The 15,955-nt window shown below is 34.3% G+C and carries 18 protein-coding genes and 1 pseudogene; 15 read left to right on the forward strand and 4 right to left on the reverse strand.

All coding sequences use genetic code 11. The features are described 5' to 3' along the window. Positions 1 to 52: 52 nt before the first annotated feature. Complete coding sequence (locus AB3I00_RS01720) at positions 53 to 1,066, forward strand: hypothetical protein (protein WP_368024666.1); 1,014 nt, start codon at positions 53 to 55, stop codon at positions 1,064 to 1,066. A gap of 42 nt (positions 1,067 to 1,108) precedes the next feature. Here the strand turns inward: AB3I00_RS01720 and AB3I00_RS01725 are convergent, their stop codons facing one another. Further along, entirely contained in the window at positions 1,109 to 1,822 is a 714-nt protein-coding gene (locus tag AB3I00_RS01725; protein WP_368024667.1) for a hypothetical protein, read from the reverse strand. Positions 1,823 to 2,086: 264 nt separating this feature from the next. Here AB3I00_RS01725 and AB3I00_RS01730 point away from each other — a divergent pair, with 264 nt between their 5' ends. The 4 genes from AB3I00_RS01730 to AB3I00_RS01745 all read left to right on the forward strand — a co-directional run bounded on the left by AB3I00_RS01730 (position 2,087) and on the right by AB3I00_RS01745 (position 6,347). Then, positions 2,087 to 3,676 carry an alpha-glucoside-specific PTS transporter subunit IIBC gene (locus tag AB3I00_RS01730; RefSeq protein ID WP_368024668.1) on the forward strand — a complete coding sequence of 530 codons (1,590 nt, stop codon included), beginning with the start codon at positions 2,087 to 2,089 and terminating at the stop codon, positions 3,674 to 3,676. Between the two features lie 43 nt (positions 3,677 to 3,719). Continuing rightward, positions 3,720 to 5,051, forward strand: coding sequence for a 6-phospho-alpha-glucosidase (locus tag AB3I00_RS01735; RefSeq protein ID WP_070770066.1), 1,332 nt, complete (start codon positions 3,720 to 3,722; stop codon positions 5,049 to 5,051). 84 nt (positions 5,052 to 5,135) lie between these two features. Next, positions 5,136 to 5,894, forward strand: a complete 759-nt coding sequence (locus tag AB3I00_RS01740) for a MurR/RpiR family transcriptional regulator (protein WP_368024669.1) — start codon at positions 5,136 to 5,138, stop codon at positions 5,892 to 5,894. A 9-nt stretch (positions 5,895 to 5,903) separates the two neighbouring features. Beyond that, entirely contained in the window at positions 5,904 to 6,347 is a 444-nt protein-coding gene (locus AB3I00_RS01745) for a hypothetical protein (RefSeq protein ID WP_070770064.1), read from the forward strand. A gap of 191 nt (positions 6,348 to 6,538) precedes the next feature. Here AB3I00_RS01745 and AB3I00_RS01750 read toward each other — a convergent pair. Beyond that, positions 6,539 to 7,146: pseudogene (locus tag AB3I00_RS01750) on the reverse strand (type 1 glutamine amidotransferase family protein). 660 nt (positions 7,147 to 7,806) lie between these two features. Here AB3I00_RS01750 and AB3I00_RS01755 point away from each other — a divergent pair. The 4 genes from AB3I00_RS01755 (at position 7,807) to AB3I00_RS01770 (ending at position 11,393) form a co-directional block, all read left to right on the forward strand. Beyond that, on the forward strand, positions 7,807 to 8,481 hold the full coding sequence (locus AB3I00_RS01755) for a zeta toxin family protein (RefSeq protein WP_070770062.1): 675 nt from the start codon (positions 7,807 to 7,809) through the stop codon (positions 8,479 to 8,481). Further along, positions 8,474 to 8,635, forward strand: a complete 162-nt coding sequence (locus tag AB3I00_RS01760) for a hypothetical protein (protein WP_002294460.1) — start codon at positions 8,474 to 8,476, stop codon at positions 8,633 to 8,635. Before AB3I00_RS01755 ends, AB3I00_RS01760 begins: the two co-directional genes overlap by 8 nt. Before the next feature lie 484 nt (positions 8,636 to 9,119). Beyond that, positions 9,120 to 10,145: an HNH endonuclease signature motif containing protein gene (locus AB3I00_RS01765; RefSeq protein WP_070770061.1), complete on the forward strand. Its 1,026-nt coding sequence runs from the start codon at positions 9,120 to 9,122 to the stop codon at positions 10,143 to 10,145. 489 nt (positions 10,146 to 10,634) lie between these two features. Then, positions 10,635 to 11,393, forward strand: coding sequence for a restriction endonuclease (locus tag AB3I00_RS01770; protein ID WP_070770059.1), 759 nt, complete (start codon positions 10,635 to 10,637; stop codon positions 11,391 to 11,393). Between the two features lie 33 nt (positions 11,394 to 11,426). Here AB3I00_RS01770 and AB3I00_RS01775 read toward each other — a convergent pair whose 3' ends face one another. Both AB3I00_RS01775 and AB3I00_RS01780 read right to left on the reverse strand, forming a co-directional pair. Continuing rightward, a complete protein-coding gene (locus AB3I00_RS01775) occupies positions 11,427 to 12,065 on the reverse strand; it encodes an ImmA/IrrE family metallo-endopeptidase (protein WP_070770058.1) in 639 nt (212 codons plus the stop codon). An 8-nt stretch (positions 12,066 to 12,073) separates the two neighbouring features. Then, positions 12,074 to 12,331, reverse strand: a complete 258-nt coding sequence (locus AB3I00_RS01780; RefSeq protein WP_002313665.1) for a hypothetical protein — start codon at positions 12,329 to 12,331, stop codon at positions 12,074 to 12,076. Between the two features lie 172 nt (positions 12,332 to 12,503). On the opposite strand from AB3I00_RS01780, the gene AB3I00_RS01785 reads away from it, so the two are divergent. The 6 genes from AB3I00_RS01785 (at position 12,504) to hemW (ending at position 15,812) form a co-directional block, all read left to right on the forward strand. Further along, positions 12,504 to 12,704: a hypothetical protein gene (locus AB3I00_RS01785; protein WP_368024670.1), complete on the forward strand. Its 201-nt coding sequence runs from the start codon at positions 12,504 to 12,506 to the stop codon at positions 12,702 to 12,704. 92 nt (positions 12,705 to 12,796) lie between these two features. Next, a complete protein-coding gene (locus tag AB3I00_RS01790) occupies positions 12,797 to 13,168 on the forward strand; it encodes a hypothetical protein (RefSeq protein ID WP_368024671.1) in 372 nt (123 codons plus the stop codon). Between the two features lie 490 nt (positions 13,169 to 13,658). After that, positions 13,659 to 13,889, forward strand: a complete 231-nt coding sequence (gene relB, locus AB3I00_RS01795) for a type II toxin-antitoxin system RelB family antitoxin (RefSeq protein ID WP_070770056.1) — start codon at positions 13,659 to 13,661, stop codon at positions 13,887 to 13,889. After that, complete coding sequence (locus AB3I00_RS01800) at positions 13,886 to 14,152, forward strand: type II toxin-antitoxin system RelE/ParE family toxin (protein ID WP_002400299.1); 267 nt, start codon at positions 13,886 to 13,888, stop codon at positions 14,150 to 14,152. Before relB ends, AB3I00_RS01800 begins: the two co-directional genes overlap by 4 nt. 250 nt (positions 14,153 to 14,402) lie before the next feature. Further along, the gene (locus AB3I00_RS01805) at positions 14,403 to 14,630 is read left to right on the forward strand and encodes a hypothetical protein (protein WP_002329322.1); all 228 of its coding nucleotides are present in this window, start codon (positions 14,403 to 14,405) and stop codon (positions 14,628 to 14,630) included. Between the two features lie 15 nt (positions 14,631 to 14,645). Continuing rightward, positions 14,646 to 15,812 (forward strand): radical SAM family heme chaperone HemW, encoded by a 1,167-nt coding sequence (hemW, locus tag AB3I00_RS01810; RefSeq protein WP_002314829.1) that lies wholly within the window; start codon positions 14,646 to 14,648, stop codon positions 15,810 to 15,812. Positions 15,813 to 15,955 lie beyond the last annotated feature (143 nt).

Consider the following 15,955-nt stretch of genomic DNA (forward strand, 5'->3'; position numbering starts at 1 on the left):
GTTTTGCTATCCTTATATAAGTAAGATATATTTTTGATAATGGAGTGAGATTATGGATGTAGTTAACTTGATAAATGACTTCGAAGGTTTTAGTATTTACAAAGAATTTGATCCAAAATTGTTTGCAAAAAGGTTCAATAAGTTGAAGAGACCAAGTGAATTTGAATATTATTTTAATATATTTGAGAAGCAACTCAGAGCAACTGATAACAAAAATTATCTTTTATATCATGAAAATGGATTATCTTGGACCGATGCTTTATTGAAGCTTTGCGAGAAAAAATTGAATAGCCGTGAAGAATTTGATTCTTTTCTAGAAAAATTCCGGTCACCTTACATTAATGAAGTATATATTCAGAAGAAACGTATAGATTATGGACAAGATAAACTAGAAGGGTTTAGTAGATTTGATATCAATCAAAAATATGATCCACGTCTTTTTACAAAAACATTTGGGAATGTAAAAGAACCAAGAGAATTTGTTAACCATTTTTCCGTATTCGAACAACAACTGAAGGCTTCCGCTAATAGCAAAAGTTTAGAAATCTATCATAAAAATGGGCTAGTTTGGACGCAAGCTGTTTTAAATCTATTAAAAAATAGATTAACAGTATCATCTAGATACGATACATTTTTGAAAAATCTGAATTCACCATTTATCAATGACCGCTATATTAAGCAAAAACTTGATGAATTAGTTGCTCCTGCTCTCGCTAAAAAAGAAATAGAAGATACAGGCGTAAAAAAGAAAATTCCACTTCCAGTAAGAAGAGAAAAGAAAAAACAAGTTGTTCAAGCTGCTGGATCAACAAGTCATTTTGAGAAATTCGAGAAACAAGATACAAAGAAAAATCTTTCACAGTTAAAATCAATGACACTAAGTCATTCTAATGAACAGCAAGAATTAACCTATGCACAATTACAATTTGATAATAACGTTAAATGTCCTAATAATGCTAGAAGTGTTTCTGCAGAAAAGACTATCTATGCAACCATTCGACACACTAAGGACCAGCCTATCAAAGACCAGCAAAAAAACTATAGAAAAGAAAGTGAAAGAAGCTGACAAAATGCTGTCAGCTTCTTTTTGTATAACATATTAGAAAGTTTAATTATCTATAACTGTCACATCAATTAACTGTTTCACGTCATTTGGGTTGCCTGTAGGAATAACAACCACAGATGCATGATCAATGATTTCTTGAGTTGTTTTTTTAATGAATGCTGGGTCAGAGGCTTGATCTGCAGGCATTTGCCAATGTGAAGGAACTGGATAACTAGTGATCGTCCCGTCGTGGTTACTAGAATACACTAGAATTCCTTGGTAGCCGTATTTCCCAGTAAGCATAACTACGTCTTTTGGATAACCTACGCTCCCTGCATCATAGGGATCGATAGGTGTTCCTGCCGGATAATGAATAACATGTAGTTCAAAATCGCCTGATGCATCTTTAAAAGTATTACCCTTGACAGCCAACCAAACGCGTGCATACTCAATTTGCAGATCAGAATATCCTGCTAACGGATCTACTGACTGAGAAGACTGTGAGAAGGATGTGTCTGCTGTGGAAGAAGAAAGACTCGTGTCAACCGTATCACTAGATATAGAAGAAGGGTTGGACTCTGAAAGTTTGCTGGTGGTTGAAGATGCATTCGATTCAGAAGAAGCTGATTTCTGTGTACTTGATTTTTCAGCTGAACTAGTTTGTCTGATGGAACTTTTGACTGCGGTCGCAGATGACTCACTGGTTTCTTTACTAGCAGATGTACATCCTACAAGGAATAAGGAGATCGACGCTAAAATAAACCCTAACTTTTTCATATAAAACACCTCGTCACTTTATTTAATACTAGTATAGCATAATTCTAAATTTCTCTGGTCAAAGGAGAAGTATAGACAAAAATTTCTATACATTGATTAAATCTGTCTTTTATTTATGTATTTAGGGAAATTTCCCATTATATGCTACCTAAGAACTATTATTGAAATCAAGTTCCTTAAAGTGTAATAGCTATTGTAACCGGTTTCTTTTGTGCTTATACTAAATCTGCGACACAAGATGTGTATGGAAGGAGTTGACTTATTATGATAATGGAAAAGATTCAACGCTTTGGCGGAGCTATGTTTACACCGGTTTTGCTCTTTTCTTTTTCGGGGATCATGGTGGCTTTATGTATCATCTTCAAAAACCCAATGTTAGTGGGGAGTATTGCTACAGAAGGAACAGCATGGTATTCGATCTGGTCAGTGATTGAAAGTGGTGCTTGGACCGTATTCAATCAAATGGAGTTGTTGTTTGTTATTGGATTACCTATCGGATTAGCTAAAAAAGCAAGTGCTAGAGCAGTGATGGAAGCATTTGTAGTCTATATTACTTGTAATTATTTCATTTCTACTATGTTAGGCTTTTATAGCGGATTTTTTGGTGTTGATTTTTCTACCGACCCGGGCGGTGCGAGTGGACTGAAAATGATTGCGGGTATCAAAACATTGGATACAGGAATTATAGGGGCAATCTTGATTTCAGCTGTTGTAGTGTATCTGCATAATCGATTCTTTGATAAAAAGCTGCCGGATTTTTTAGGGATCTACCAAGGGTCATCATTTGTTGTGATTATTAGTTTTTTCGTTATGTTGCCTATTGCATTTTTGATCTGCCTTATCTGGCCCAAGATCCAGTTGGCAATTAGTTCATTGCAAGGTTTCTTAGCAGGTGCTGGTATCTTTGGTGTCTGGCTTTACACTTTTTTAGAACGTATTTTGATTCCAACCGGTTTGCATCATTTTATTTATGCACCCTTTGCATTTGGTCCAGCAGTAGTAGAAGAAGGGATTGCGAGATACTGGATGACACATCTTCAGGAGTTTGCTCGCAGCGAACAGCCACTTAAGCAGCTTTTTCCAGAAGGCGGTTTTGCTTTGCACGGGAATTCAAAGATATTCGCTTCTCCAGGTATTGCCGCAGCGTTTTACTTCACTGCAAGGTCTGAGAATAAGAAAAAAGTGCTGACGATCCTGATCCCCGCCACTTTGACAGCTGTTTTGGCAGGTATCACTGAGCCGTTAGAGTTTACGTTTTTATTTATATCTCCACCATTATTTGCTGTTCATTCATTTTTGGCTGCTACAATGGCGGCAATAATGTATGGTTTTGGCGTGGTAGGGGATATTGGTGGTGGATTTATTGACTTGTTCGTGAAAGTCTGGATTCCATTATTCCAAAACCATAAAGGGATGATCTTTACTCAACTAGTGATTGGGCTAGCTTTTACAGGGATCTATTTTGTTGTGTTCCGATACCTGATTCTCAAATTTGATATTGCTACTACGGGAAGAGAAGAGAATACCGACGCTGTTAGATTATATACTAAAAAAGATTACAAAGAAAAAGAGAGGAAAACTTCAAAAACAGAAATTGAAAATGTATATGAGAATCAAGCTGCTGTTTATTTAGAAGGTTTTGGAGGGGCCGACAATATTGAAAAAGTCACAAATTGTGCTACACGCTTGAGAATAACTGTAAAAAATGAAATGTTGGTTTTAGAAGATACGATTTTTAAAGAAGGTGGAGCACACGGTGTAGTGAGAAGCGGCAATGCTTTTCAAGTAATAGTTGGTTTGGACGTGCCACAAGTACGTGAACAATTTGAACGTTTATTAGAAATAGAACAATAGTTTCACAAAAGTCTTAACAGACAAATAGAAAGGGGATGTTAATATGAAAAAATTTTCAATCACGATTGCCGGCGGAGGGAGTACATTTACTCCTGGAATTGTTTTGATGCTTTTGAAACATCTGGATAGATTTCCTATCCGGCAAATCAAATTTTATGACAATCTGGAGGAAAGACAAGCACGTATTGCTTCTGCGTGTGAGATTTTATTGAAGGAAAGAGCACCAGATATTTTATTTACAGCCACTACTGATCCAGAAACAGCATTCACTGATGTTGATTTTGTTATGGCACATATTCGTGTTGGCTTATATGCGATGCGGGAAAAAGATGAAAAAATTCCGTTGAAGTATGGGGTAATTGGTCAGGAAACTTGTGGACCTGGCGGAATTGCTTATGGGATGCGTTCAATTGGCGGTGTTTTAGAGTTGATAGATTATATGGAAAAATATTCACCAAATGCGTGGATGCTCAATTACTCTAATCCAGCGGCGATCGTGGCAGAAGCGACTCGAAAATTACGTCCTAAAGCAAAAATCATCAATATATGTGATATGCCGGTGGGAATTGAAGAGCGTATGGCTCAAGCTATCGGCTTAGCTTCACGCAAAGAAATGGTCGTACGCTACTATGGCTTGAATCATTTTGGTTGGTGGACGGATATCCGAGATACAGAAGGAAATGATTTGATGCCTAAAATTCAAGAATATGTTAGTCAGTTTGGTTACGCTCTACCATCGGAATCTCAAGAATCACAACAAACCGATGCAAGTTGGAAACATACATTTATGAAAGCAAAAGAAGTATATGACATTGACCCAACTACTCTTCCTAACACTTATTTGAAATATTACTTTTATCCGCAAGATGAAGTAGCGCACACCAACCCAGAGTTTACGCGTGCAAATGAAGTGATGATTGGACGCGAAAAACAAGTATTTAATGAATGTGATCGTATCACTAATAGTGGTTCAGCAGAAAATACGATACTGGAAATCGATGAACATGCTAGCTATATCGTTGATTTAGCACGAGCAATTGCCTATAACACTCATGAAAGGATGTTGCTGATCGTACCTAATAACGGAGCTATCGAGAATTTTGATGAGTCGGCGATGGTAGAAATACCCTGTATAGTTGGCAGCAATGGACCAGAACCATTGATACAAGGAAAGATTCCACGCTTCCAAAAGGGATTGATGGAACAACAAGTAGCTGTCGAAAAATTAGTAGTCGAAGCTTGGGAAGAAAGGTCTTATCAGAAATTATGGCAAGCACTGACATTATCAAAGATTGTTCCAAACGCAAAAGTTGCAAAAGATCTATTAGATGATTTGGTGAGTGTAAACCAAGAGTACTGGCCTGAATTGAAATAGCAGTATCCCAAATACATCGTGGTCCTCCTCTATTAAAAAATAGTTTCATGTTATTGCATATACTAATAATAGAGGAGGAATCGTATGGAACTAGAAAAATTGATTCATCAACATGCAGAAAAATTAAGCGAACTAGACCGAGGAATCTTGAACTTTATTTTATCGGATCCTAGCTTGATACAAAATTTGAAAATAACTGACTTAGCGGAAAGACTTTATGTCTCAAAATCTTCCATTATGAGAACAACTAAGAAATTGGGGTTTTCTGGTTATTCTGAGTTCAAATATTTTTTACGACATGTAAAAAACAAAGAAAATGGACTTAGAACACAAGAAGACATTTTTGAAAAACAACTGGAAGATATCCAGCAGACGCTTCATTATATGAAGGCTGTCAACTTAAAGCCAATCCTTCAATGCTTAGACCGAAGTAAGATGATCTATTGCTATGCAACGGGATTTTCACAAAAGAAAGTAATTGATGAGTTTTATAAAATGATGCTAGGTATTGGAAAGAGAGTAATGGTGTTGCCAAATAAGACGGAGTTTGATATGGCCATGCCACTGATAACATTAGAAGATATGGTCATTATTGTTTCTTTGAGCGGTGAAACACATGAGGTCAAAGAAAATCTGACTGTCTTTGAATTACAGAAGATTCCAGTTTTGACCATTACTGTAGCTGGAGATAATTATTTCGCACGCCATAGTACTTATCATTTAAATTATTATTGTAATCGATTTATCCTCGGAAAAGAAAATAAACCATTTCAATCATTGATCAGCTTGAGTTGCTTAGCGGATTATTTAGTTCGTGCTTATGGTGTATATACGCTGAGATAGGAGAGCTAGATGAGAAGAGACAGGATAGAAGAACTCTGGAAACACATTTTACTTGGTTATTGGATAACTGCAGCTTTCCTTTTTTATTTCTATGCTATATTAATGACTATCAGAATGAATGGAATGATACACGAAGCTTTTTTCCATAATCCATATATCGCTCTTGGTTCTTTATTTCCTTTTTTAATGTTATTTCAAGCAAGTATTCTTTATTTTTTAGAAAAAAGAACAATTGAAACCAGCTTGTTAAGAATATACCTACAATTTACTGTTGTCCAACAAGTTATAACAGGAAATCTAATAGGAGCTCTTTTAGCTTTTCTCTATGTAAGAAATTTAAAAAAATGTGGGAAGAAGTCAACTATATACAGCAAAGTACTAGTTTTATCTAGCACAATTTTTATAGGAACCATTAGTCTACTAGCAATATTTTTGCTTTTACGAATGAGTTAAGAAGTTGGTTCTCCATTTTTAATTTAAAATAGAAAAATAAGAGAAAAAGTTTAACACGATATATAAATTTATGATTCCGTTAAATCTTGTATATGAATATAAATAGAGTGTGTCTTCTTTGATAAATATCATAAAAAAGTGTGACAAGCAATCATTGTTAGAATTGCTTGTCACAACATTGATAAGAGTATCTAATTGAAGAGAATGATTAGGAGAAAGGGTCTCCGTACTTTTTATAGTAATCATAGTATCCAAGTTTGTATAGACGAATCGTTTTTTGTCTTATTTCTTCTGTTTCAAAATGGACTGCTTGAAGAATCAAATCTGTGAATTCTATAGGAGCTGTTCCATTCGCGGTAATCAAGTTATGATCTTTTACAGCTTGTTGTTCTATAAAATCTTCTTTATTATGATAATTTTCCGATTCTAACCAAGGTAATTGCGCATTTCCGGTGTGTTTGTAACCTTGCAATAATCCGCTCTGTGCTAAATAATCAACTGCCCCACAAATAGCAGCTACTGGTACGCCTGTTTTTAAAAATTTATCGATTATTAAATATAAATGGTGGTTTTCTATGTCCCATGAATTGCCACCAATCATAATAAAGAGATCAATTTTTTCAGGTATTTGTTCGATTAAATAATCGATTTTTGTTTTTAGTCCTCCAATGGAAGTGACCTCTGATTGGATAGAAGCAGTTTTATTTTGCCATCCCTCATTCTGGTTTAGTGTGCTAGTAATGTAAGCCCCTTCCCAATCGGCATATTCCTCTAATAGAAACGTAATCGCAGTTTTCATTTTCAAGCTCTCCTTTATTATCTATGACAAGGACAACAGTTTTAATATACAGACATTCATTAAATTTGGATAGCGACAGAGGAAACAACAATTCTTAAGTTTTAGACAGAGTACATAGGCAGCCAACTTTATTTACTAGCATTATAACATTTTGCATACGTAGATGACAAAGAACCAGCTGCCTCAACGTTACTGTCTATGAAAGAATCTTAGATTGAGTCAGAAAGTCTACTATTGATTCTATTCTGCGAATCTATTCGAATTAAGAAGAATACTGTCGGAAAGTTTCTTTGATTGATGGAAAAATTGAGTACCAAAAGAGAAAAAATAACTGGTCTTCTAGGTAGCGGCTCTGACTAGCTTCTCTATTTATTAGAATACAATCTAAAAAGAAACTGGAAGGTAAAAAGTATTTATAAAAACGAAACAATAAAACGTGTCAAACACTCAGCATGATATATATAACCATGTAACCAGTTCATTAAGAAAATAGTGAAAGCCACAGAAAATAAAGTTTCTGCGTACATTCATATCCCATTTTGCGAGCATATCTGCTATTACTGTGACTTAAATGTTAATATGGTTAAAATGACCGTTATATTTTTTATATAAATATCGTATAATTAGTATGAATATAGAAGAAGGAAAGAAGGTGCAATCTTGGAATCTAAAGACAAGTATTTAGATTACGCTAGGGTCAATAAAGATAAATTTATTGAAACAATTATCAAGGGGAAAATCCCTGACGATGAAAAAGACGCGGTATTCATGGCCGGAAGCCCAGGAGCAGGTAAAACAGAGGTTGCACTAGGTTTAGCTGAAAATTATGACAACCATGTTGTGATTGATGCGGACTATTTTAGAACGCAGTTTCCAGAATACAATGGAAAGAACTCAAGTGTTTTTCAGAAAGCTTCTTCTTGGTTAGTTGAACAATCATTAAAATATGTACTGGAACATGGCTATTCTTTCATATTAGATGCTACTTTTGCTATCCTTAGTGCAGAGAAAAATATTATTCGAGCCCTTAAAAATAACTTTCGCGTTACGATTTTCTATGTTTACCAAGATCCCAAAGTTGCCTGGGATTTCACTCGAAAACGTGAACTAGCTGAGGGACGTCATGTGCCAAAAGAAACGTTTATCAATGCGTTTATTAAGTCAAGAGAGAATATTGAAAAAGTCAAAGATAGACATCCTGAAGTAGTCCTTCACATAATGATTAAGGATTATCAAAATAATATTTCTGAAGTACACTATGCAGCAGATAATATTCAATTAGTACTACCCATACAATATACTTCAAAAGAGTTGGAGGAGGAATTACATGACTGAGAAAGAACAAGTACAACAAATCGTGAAGAAGTATAATAAAAGTATCGCTGATTTATCAGAAAACGCCTCAGCGAAAGAATTTAAAACAGTAATGAAGTACGTAGCAGATGAGGCAAATCGTAAACAGCGGAAATTAGTGGGGTTGGATAAGTAAATTTTTTAAACCAAATCCTTGTAAAGTTGAGTTTTTTATTTTAATGAACTAAGACTATTAAATAGATAATTATTGTAACTTAAAAACACAGCTAAAAATTAGTTGTGTTTTTTTATTAGGTTTACTTTTCTGGTATAAAAGGAACTAGCTACTTTTTCAAAATTTCTAAACCTTTCCATATGTAACGTTTACCAAGTTATTCGCCATAAAATTTTATAATTGGATCACCTATTGTTTTACATAAGTCGTATTTAAGTAATAACCGGCGTTTTTTACATAAGAAGACTTCGGATATTTTTTAGTTTGATTGGCTCTGATATACCTATAAAGAATATGCTAAGATAGGAATAGTAAAAATTAACATAGATGAGGTATAATAATGATGTTTTTATATATTACAGATAACTTGAACATAAAATGAGATTTTTCGATTTTCAAGTTATCTAATGCCAATTATATTGATATCATTAGGAGCTGCATTGCTATGAATCCAACATTGATTACTAAGAAAGAATTACTAAAAAAATTAGATATTTCTACTGGTGTATTAGCTGATTTAATTAGAAATGGCATGCCAAAAGAGGGAGAAATGTTTAATCTTGATAAGATTATCGCATGGCGAGAAAATTGGTCTAAAAACATATTAGGTGAGTTAGAAGTTGGTAGAGTATATACTAATAAAGAAATTTCAGAGAAGTTTAAATGTTCTAAACAGGGCGGAATGAGAAGATCTCATCAAACTAATACTCTTGTATTGTTTAGTGATCAGACAGGAAGTAATGTTTATAAAGATAAGTGGTTAAATGGTATTTTACAATATACCGGTATGGGGCTAAAAGGGGATCAAGTATTGGACAAGAATCAAAATAAAGTTTTAGCCAATTCAAAAAGTAATTTTGTAAAGATTCATTTATTTGAAACATTTAAACCAAAAGAACACACGTATTTGGGAGAAGTATATTTAGCAGGACAAATATATACTGATAATGAAAAAGATAGCTCGGGTAACAGAAGAAAAGTATATAAATTTCCTTTAGCTTTAATAAATCAAGAGCAATTGATTGAAGATAAAGACATATATAATCAGGAAAAAAGCCAAACTAGGCATGTTCATAATTTATCTGATACTAAATTAGAAGAAGAAGCAAGAAAAATTAGTAGTTATAACAAAAAAATGGCTGCAAAATATGTTAACAAAGAGGAGTTTTTCTTCTCAAAAACAAAAGTATATAAACGTAATCCCTTCGTATCTGAATATGTTAAACGACTTGCAAAAGGTATTTGTCAACTTTGCCAAGAAAAAGGACCATTTATAAAAGACGGTGTACCTTATTTACATTGTCACCACATAGAATATTTGTCGCAAGGTGGAAAAGATGTGATTGAAAACTGTATCGCGTTATGCCCCAATTGTCATGCTAGAATTCATGAACTTGAGTTACCTGATGATAAAGAAAAATTGCTGAAGATCGTTGAAAAAAGAGAAAATAGCTTTTCTAAAATACCGTAATTTATTTTTATGGGACAAATAAGCTAATGGGAGCTATGCCTTCTATGTGAAACTTAGTTCTATGACAAGTAACAAAGTATTTCTAGTTCATTTCTCCAGTAAATTCCAAATACTAGAGGATTCTTTTTTGTAGTGCTGCCTTTCTCAGGAAAAAGTAGTTGGCTACTTCGTCAAAATTTCTAAATTTTTTTAACGCATAAGGAAGTGCTCGAACATTCGCCATGAGGATGCTGACACTTACATTTGCACGAAGTTCTTTTTCACAGTTTTCTAGCAAGTAAATTTTTTTAAATTTCATATCAAAAAAAGCATGAGATTCTTCAAGGGTGCATCCCTATAAAGTGGAGTGTCTCATGCATTTTTATATTGTTCGAAAGTTCAATCTTCCTTTCACAAAAAAATAATTTTTTTATGATCAAACAAATTAATACTCTTGTTATTAATTTACAATAAAAAGTGATATATAACTTTGTGAAGGGAGACAATAAATTGGTTCTAAAATTTTTACAGAAGTTAAATGGAAAATCGAGTCAGCCAGAAGATGAAACAGAGATTCAAGAAATTATCCCAGAAGAAAAAAAGGGATTGGAAGAAGTATCATTTGCACTAAATAATGATGAAAAAATTGTCGTAGATTTCGTAAGCGATATGGATAGGGATTTTGGAAGTAGTATTCGAGATCGAGTGAGACAAGGGGATCATTTTGAGAGATTTTTAGCCGCGGTGTTTCGGTTGGCTGGATATGAAGTTGAAATTACTAAAAAAAGGTATAAAAAAGACAAGCGTGTCTATACTGGCGATGGTGGTGTAGATTTGATTTTAACTAAAGAAAATGAGCGTATAGCGGTTCAAGCAAAATCAAAGCGCTTAAATAGCACGAAAGAGGAGCGATTGATCACTGATAATGACGTAAAAATTTTTGCAGGAATATCTGATAAAAACTGGACTAAAAAGATGTTTATCACTTCGTCTTTTTTTAATAGTTATGCTTATAAACAAATAGCTGAAAATGAAAAAGCACATAAAATCGAGTGGTATGGCAGATATGAACTTTTAAAACTGTTAAATCAGTTGATTCCAGAGACGATGCTGAAATATCAAGTATTGAGTTCTTTGCCTAAAAATATAAAAATTTGTCCTAAATGTAACAAAGGTGTTATGATACTACGGCAGAATGGGACAACCGGACAATACTTTAATGCTTGTGCAGCTTATTGTGGTCATACAGAAAGTATCAAGAAGTATTAAAATGAAAACACTATAACTTAAAGTACTCAAGTCCTACTCTAAATATTGAAGTATTTCTAGTTCATTCCTATAGTAATAATTTTTAAATAATTTATACGCCTCGTCGGATGTATAGCCTCCAGTAAATTCCAAGTACTGGAGGATTCTTTTTCTTAGTGCTGCCTTGCTCATGAAAAAGTAGTTGGCTACTTCGTTAAAATTTCTGAACTTTTTTAACGCATAGGGTAGTGCTCGATCATTCGCCATGAGGATGCTGGCACCTATATTTGCTCGAAGTTCTTTTTCGTAGTCCTCTGGCAGGTAAGTATCTTCTAAAATCATATCAGAAAATGCATGAGCTTCTCCAAGATAGGGGACGTCCCTATAATAATGGATGATCTCATGCATTTTTGTAAAATTTTTGCGTTCGAGCATTAAATGTTGATTGGTGGTAATAATGATTTCGCCATGAACTTTTGTAATAGAACCAAGCATTTTCTTACTTAAGTTATCTTTGAAGTCGTAATCGATGAATTCTACATCTTCTACTTCATTCAGATAATTCTCAATGTCGTAGCATTTTACATGTTCCATTTTCTTTGAACAGTAATAACTAACTTCTTCTGAGAGTTCATTTGCAAGGTCTGCAGCTTCAAAATAAAGTTCTTCAGAAATCACATTCAATCCGATAATTCTCCTGGCTATTTTTTATTTTTCTTTGCTTTTGCACGTTGAACTAAAAAGTCCATATATTCATTTAATTCTTCTTCCAGTTCTTCAATATCTTCTACTTCCATATCTGCAGTATTCAATCTGAAGTGAGAAAGGATACTGTCTCCAAGCTGATCTTCTTCGCTGCGTTTTGGAGGAGTTGGATCAGAGGTTCTATTTAGTAGAAAATCTGTAGAAACATTGAAGAAATCTGCTATTACTGTGACTAGCTGATAATTCGACAACAAGGTAATTAAATTTGAATTTTTTAAAATTTAAACTGTTTTTTTATAGAATATAAAAATAGTAACGATTATGAGTCTAAAACATCTTTTTAAGATGCTATAAAATATTAAACTTGTTATTAATTTATAGTTATGTTGTCTTTATAAGGCAAATTTAAATTTTGGAGGATTCATAATGAAAAAGAAATATTTGGACTTAAAAATGTGGATTAGTGTAATAGCAGTAACTTTTGTTTTGTCCGTAGTAGCAACAAGTGGGAGTATGATTATTTCAGCAAATGAGTTGATTCTGGATGAAACTCAGAATAGTGAAAGCAATTTTAGTTCTGAAGACTTGCCAGTTTATTACTCGGAAGAAAAAAGAATTCCGAACTAGCCCTTGAAAAAATCAAGGAAGAATATGGAGATGTTCAACCTAAATTTAACGAAAACGGAGAAATATTATTAACACCTGAAGATGAATTAAGAATGGGACAAGTAATCAATCAGTATTTAGCAATGATTGGATTCAATCCAAGAATGCGAGGCGTAGGGAAAAATTGGTGGAACTCAACTGGTTTTGTGGTTGGTGTCATTGATGCAAGATTAATCGTTTTGGGCCTAGGTTTAGCAAATTCAAGTGTGAATACGGTAAAAGCGATTATTAGAAAAAACAAGCGAAATATTGCTCGAGTAACTGAAAATGTGATTGTTGCGCAAATTGGAATTACCACTGTAAGAGGAAAAGCGCTCGCAGCTGTAGAAATCGCCTTAGCTTTAGCTGGTACTTCGGTTGGAGGTCTAACCGCAGAAGGCCTTGATCGAGTAGATGGTAGAAATGATAATTATCTTTGGGCATAGCGCTAGACAAGTTTAAAATTCAAATGGATGAGGAGCTATAAGTGACAATAGGAGAAAATTTGAATTTTTTAGGTAGAATACTGCTAGGAGTATTGAGTGTGTACTGCTTTATCAGTGGCACACGATTTCTCTTGAAAGTAAAAACAATTGTTCGTTTCAATTTAGGAAAAGAAATGTCAAAAACAGATTATATAAAGGTAGAAACATATTTAAAAAAGTACAAGCTATTTGTTTTTTGGGGCTTTGTGTTTCTTGCGATAAGTTTAATTTTGGTGTGTTTAAAAAAACTACCCTTCTTCTGAGAGTTCATTTGCAAGGTCTGCAGCTTCAAAATAAAGTTCTTCAGAAATCACATTCAATCCAATAATTCTCCTGACTTTTTTTATTGGTTAAAAAAATGGAAAAATCTCAAAATAAGCTCAGTACATCATATAAAATTGACATCTTGTCCCTTTTGTATTACAATGTGATACAAAAGGGAGGCGATAATATGGCTATGATTACGGTTCGTGTGAGTGATGCCGAAAAAGAATGGCTTTCTTATATGGCGGAATTTTATGGGATTACTTTATCTGAGCTTCTAAAAACCTATTCGATGGAACAACTAGAAGATGAATACGATCGTCAAACGGCTGAAATTGCCCATAAACATTGGGTAGAAAGTGGAAAAACAACAGTATCTATGGAAGAAATCCTTCATGAATTTGGAAGGCTGGAATGACCTACCGTTTAGAATTCACGCCTGAAATTCAGAAACAACTTCGTAAAATGGATAAGCATCAAGCGATGCTGATCGTTCGATGGCTGTATCAACATATTGATGGTATTGACGATCCGAGAAAATTCGGAAAAGGATTGACCGCTAATCGTTCAGGACAATGGCGTTATCGAATTGGCAAATATCGTGTGTTGGTAGAGATAGAAGATAAACAATTGGTTGTTATCGCTATTCAAGTAGGACACCGAAGAAATATCTATGATTAAGATACTGTTTATTTTTACAAAAAAATAATAATTGGATTCTAGTTAAACCTCTTGAAGTGAGAGATTTAACTAGATTTTTTTATGAATAAAGGAAGGACAAGATTGTTTAGGGGAATCATGAACGTAAAAAAATCATCCAAGAAGTCGATTCTTGGATTTTTTAGTGGATTTGTTCGTCAAATACGTTTAGTATGCGTATATGAGAGGTTGTAAGCAAAGCGTTGTGACCTGAGCACTTAAGGAGGAATCTGTGAAAATAGCTTTTCATATTTTTGCAGATTTTGAGTTAATGCCGAAGGTCAGCTTTGTGAACACCGTTTATCGAGAGGTTGTGAAAGCCACATGTAGCTCCGATGACAATAAGCAAGCATTTTTGGAACTAGACTTCTTAGATTATAAACATGCGGCTTATTTCAAGGAGCTGGTGCTTGAACACCGTTTAAAGAAGGTCGAAAACAGGTACGACTTTTCGACGTAAGGAGAAAGAAGTTCAATGATAGAAACAATAAATCCCGCAGAAAACAAGGTTTCTGCGTACATCCATATCCCATTTTGCGAGCATATCTGCTATTACTGTGACTTTAATAAAGTTTTTTTAGAAGGGCAACCGGTAGATGAGTATGTGGAAATGCTGCTGAATGAAATGAGATTAATGCTGGAAAGTCATCCGACAGCGAATTTGGAAACACTTTATGTAGGGGGCGGAACACCAACCTCTTTATCTGCTAAACAGCTTGATCGATTGTTATCAGGAGCTAGAGAGATCTTGCCTTTTCAGGATGGTAAAGAGTTTACTGTAGAAGCGAATCCTGGCGATTTAACCCGTGAAAAGCTTCAAGTGATGAAAAACTATGGCGTTAATCGTTTATCCATGGGAGTTCAGACATTTGACAATCGCTTATTGAAAAAAATTGGACGTAAACACACCGCAGAAGATGTGTATCAAACGATGCAATTTTTAGAAGCAGAAAATTTTACCAATGTAAGCATCGATTTGATTTATGCATTACCGGGACAAACACTAGAAGGGTATCGGGATACTTTGGAAAAAGCTTTGGCTTTGGATCTGCCTCACTATTCTTTGTACTCATTGATCCTAGAAAACAAAACAATGTTCATGAACTGGGTACGACAAGGAAGACTCGAACTGCCTGATCAGGAAACGGAAACTAAAATGTTTGAAGAGACCATTGAAGCAATGGAAAAACATGGACGTCACCAATATGAAATAAGTAACTTTGGGCTTTCCGGACACGAGTCGCAGCATAACTTGATGTATTGGAACAATGACCATTATTTTGGGTTTGGAGCAGGAGCTAGCGGTTATCTTGGAAATATTCGTTACCGCAACAAAGGACCAATCCAACACTATTTACGTCCATTACGAGTCAATGAACGCCCGGTATTGGAAGAAGAAAAATTGACACGAAAAAATCAAATAGAAGAAGAAATGTTCTTGGGTCTAAGAAAAAAAACTGGGATTGCTAAAAAACACTTCTATGATCGCTATCAACAAACGATTGAATCGGTATACGGAGATGTGTTGATGAAGTTAGAGGAAGAAGGGTTACTTGTTAATGAAGAAGACCGTATTTATTTGACACCTAGAGGAACTTTTTTGGGAAACAATGTGTTTGAGCGTTTTTTGTTTGAAAAATAGTTTAAAGAATATTTGTTTTTTATCGGAATTTAAATAAAAAAGTTCAAAAATACAATAAAGAACTATTGAAACGTTGATATAACTGGATTTATAGCGATTGCTCAGAGTTAGCACTCTGAACGATAGAGTGCTAAAAAATGAAG

The organism is Enterococcus sp. C76 (genome assembly GCF_040886985.1).
GTDB classification, from domain to species: domain Bacteria; phylum Bacillota; class Bacilli; order Lactobacillales; family Enterococcaceae; genus Enterococcus_B; species Enterococcus_B lactis.

Bases quoted from the DNA above. Each gene is read 5' to 3' on its own strand.
- AB3I00_RS01765 (WP_070770061.1), top strand. From the start codon at position 9,120: ATGAATCCAACATTGATTACTAAGAAAGAATTACTAAAAAAATTAGAT.
- AB3I00_RS01800 (WP_002400299.1), top strand. From the start codon at position 13,886: ATGACCTACCGTTTAGAATTCACGCCTGAAATTCAGAAACAACTTCGT.
- AB3I00_RS01725 (WP_368024667.1), bottom strand. From the start codon at position 1,822: ATGAAAAAGTTAGGGTTTATTTTAGCGTCGATCTCCTTATTCCTTGTA.
- AB3I00_RS01720 (WP_368024666.1), top strand. From the start codon at position 53: ATGGATGTAGTTAACTTGATAAATGACTTCGAAGGTTTTAGTATTTAC.
- hemW (WP_002314829.1), top strand. From the start codon at position 14,646: ATGATAGAAACAATAAATCCCGCAGAAAACAAGGTTTCTGCGTACATC.
- relB (WP_070770056.1), top strand. From the start codon at position 13,659: ATGGCTATGATTACGGTTCGTGTGAGTGATGCCGAAAAAGAATGGCTT.
- AB3I00_RS01730 (WP_368024668.1), top strand. From the start codon at position 2,087: ATGATAATGGAAAAGATTCAACGCTTTGGCGGAGCTATGTTTACACCG.
- AB3I00_RS01745 (WP_070770064.1), top strand. From the start codon at position 5,904: ATGAGAAGAGACAGGATAGAAGAACTCTGGAAACACATTTTACTTGGT.
- AB3I00_RS01735 (WP_070770066.1), top strand. From the start codon at position 3,720: ATGAAAAAATTTTCAATCACGATTGCCGGCGGAGGGAGTACATTTACT.
- AB3I00_RS01790 (WP_368024671.1), top strand. From the start codon at position 12,797: ATGGGACAAGTAATCAATCAGTATTTAGCAATGATTGGATTCAATCCA.
- AB3I00_RS01785 (WP_368024670.1), top strand. From the start codon at position 12,504: ATGAAAAAGAAATATTTGGACTTAAAAATGTGGATTAGTGTAATAGCA.
- AB3I00_RS01740 (WP_368024669.1), top strand. From the start codon at position 5,136: ATGGAACTAGAAAAATTGATTCATCAACATGCAGAAAAATTAAGCGAA.
- AB3I00_RS01760 (WP_002294460.1), top strand. From the start codon at position 8,474: ATGACTGAGAAAGAACAAGTACAACAAATCGTGAAGAAGTATAATAAA.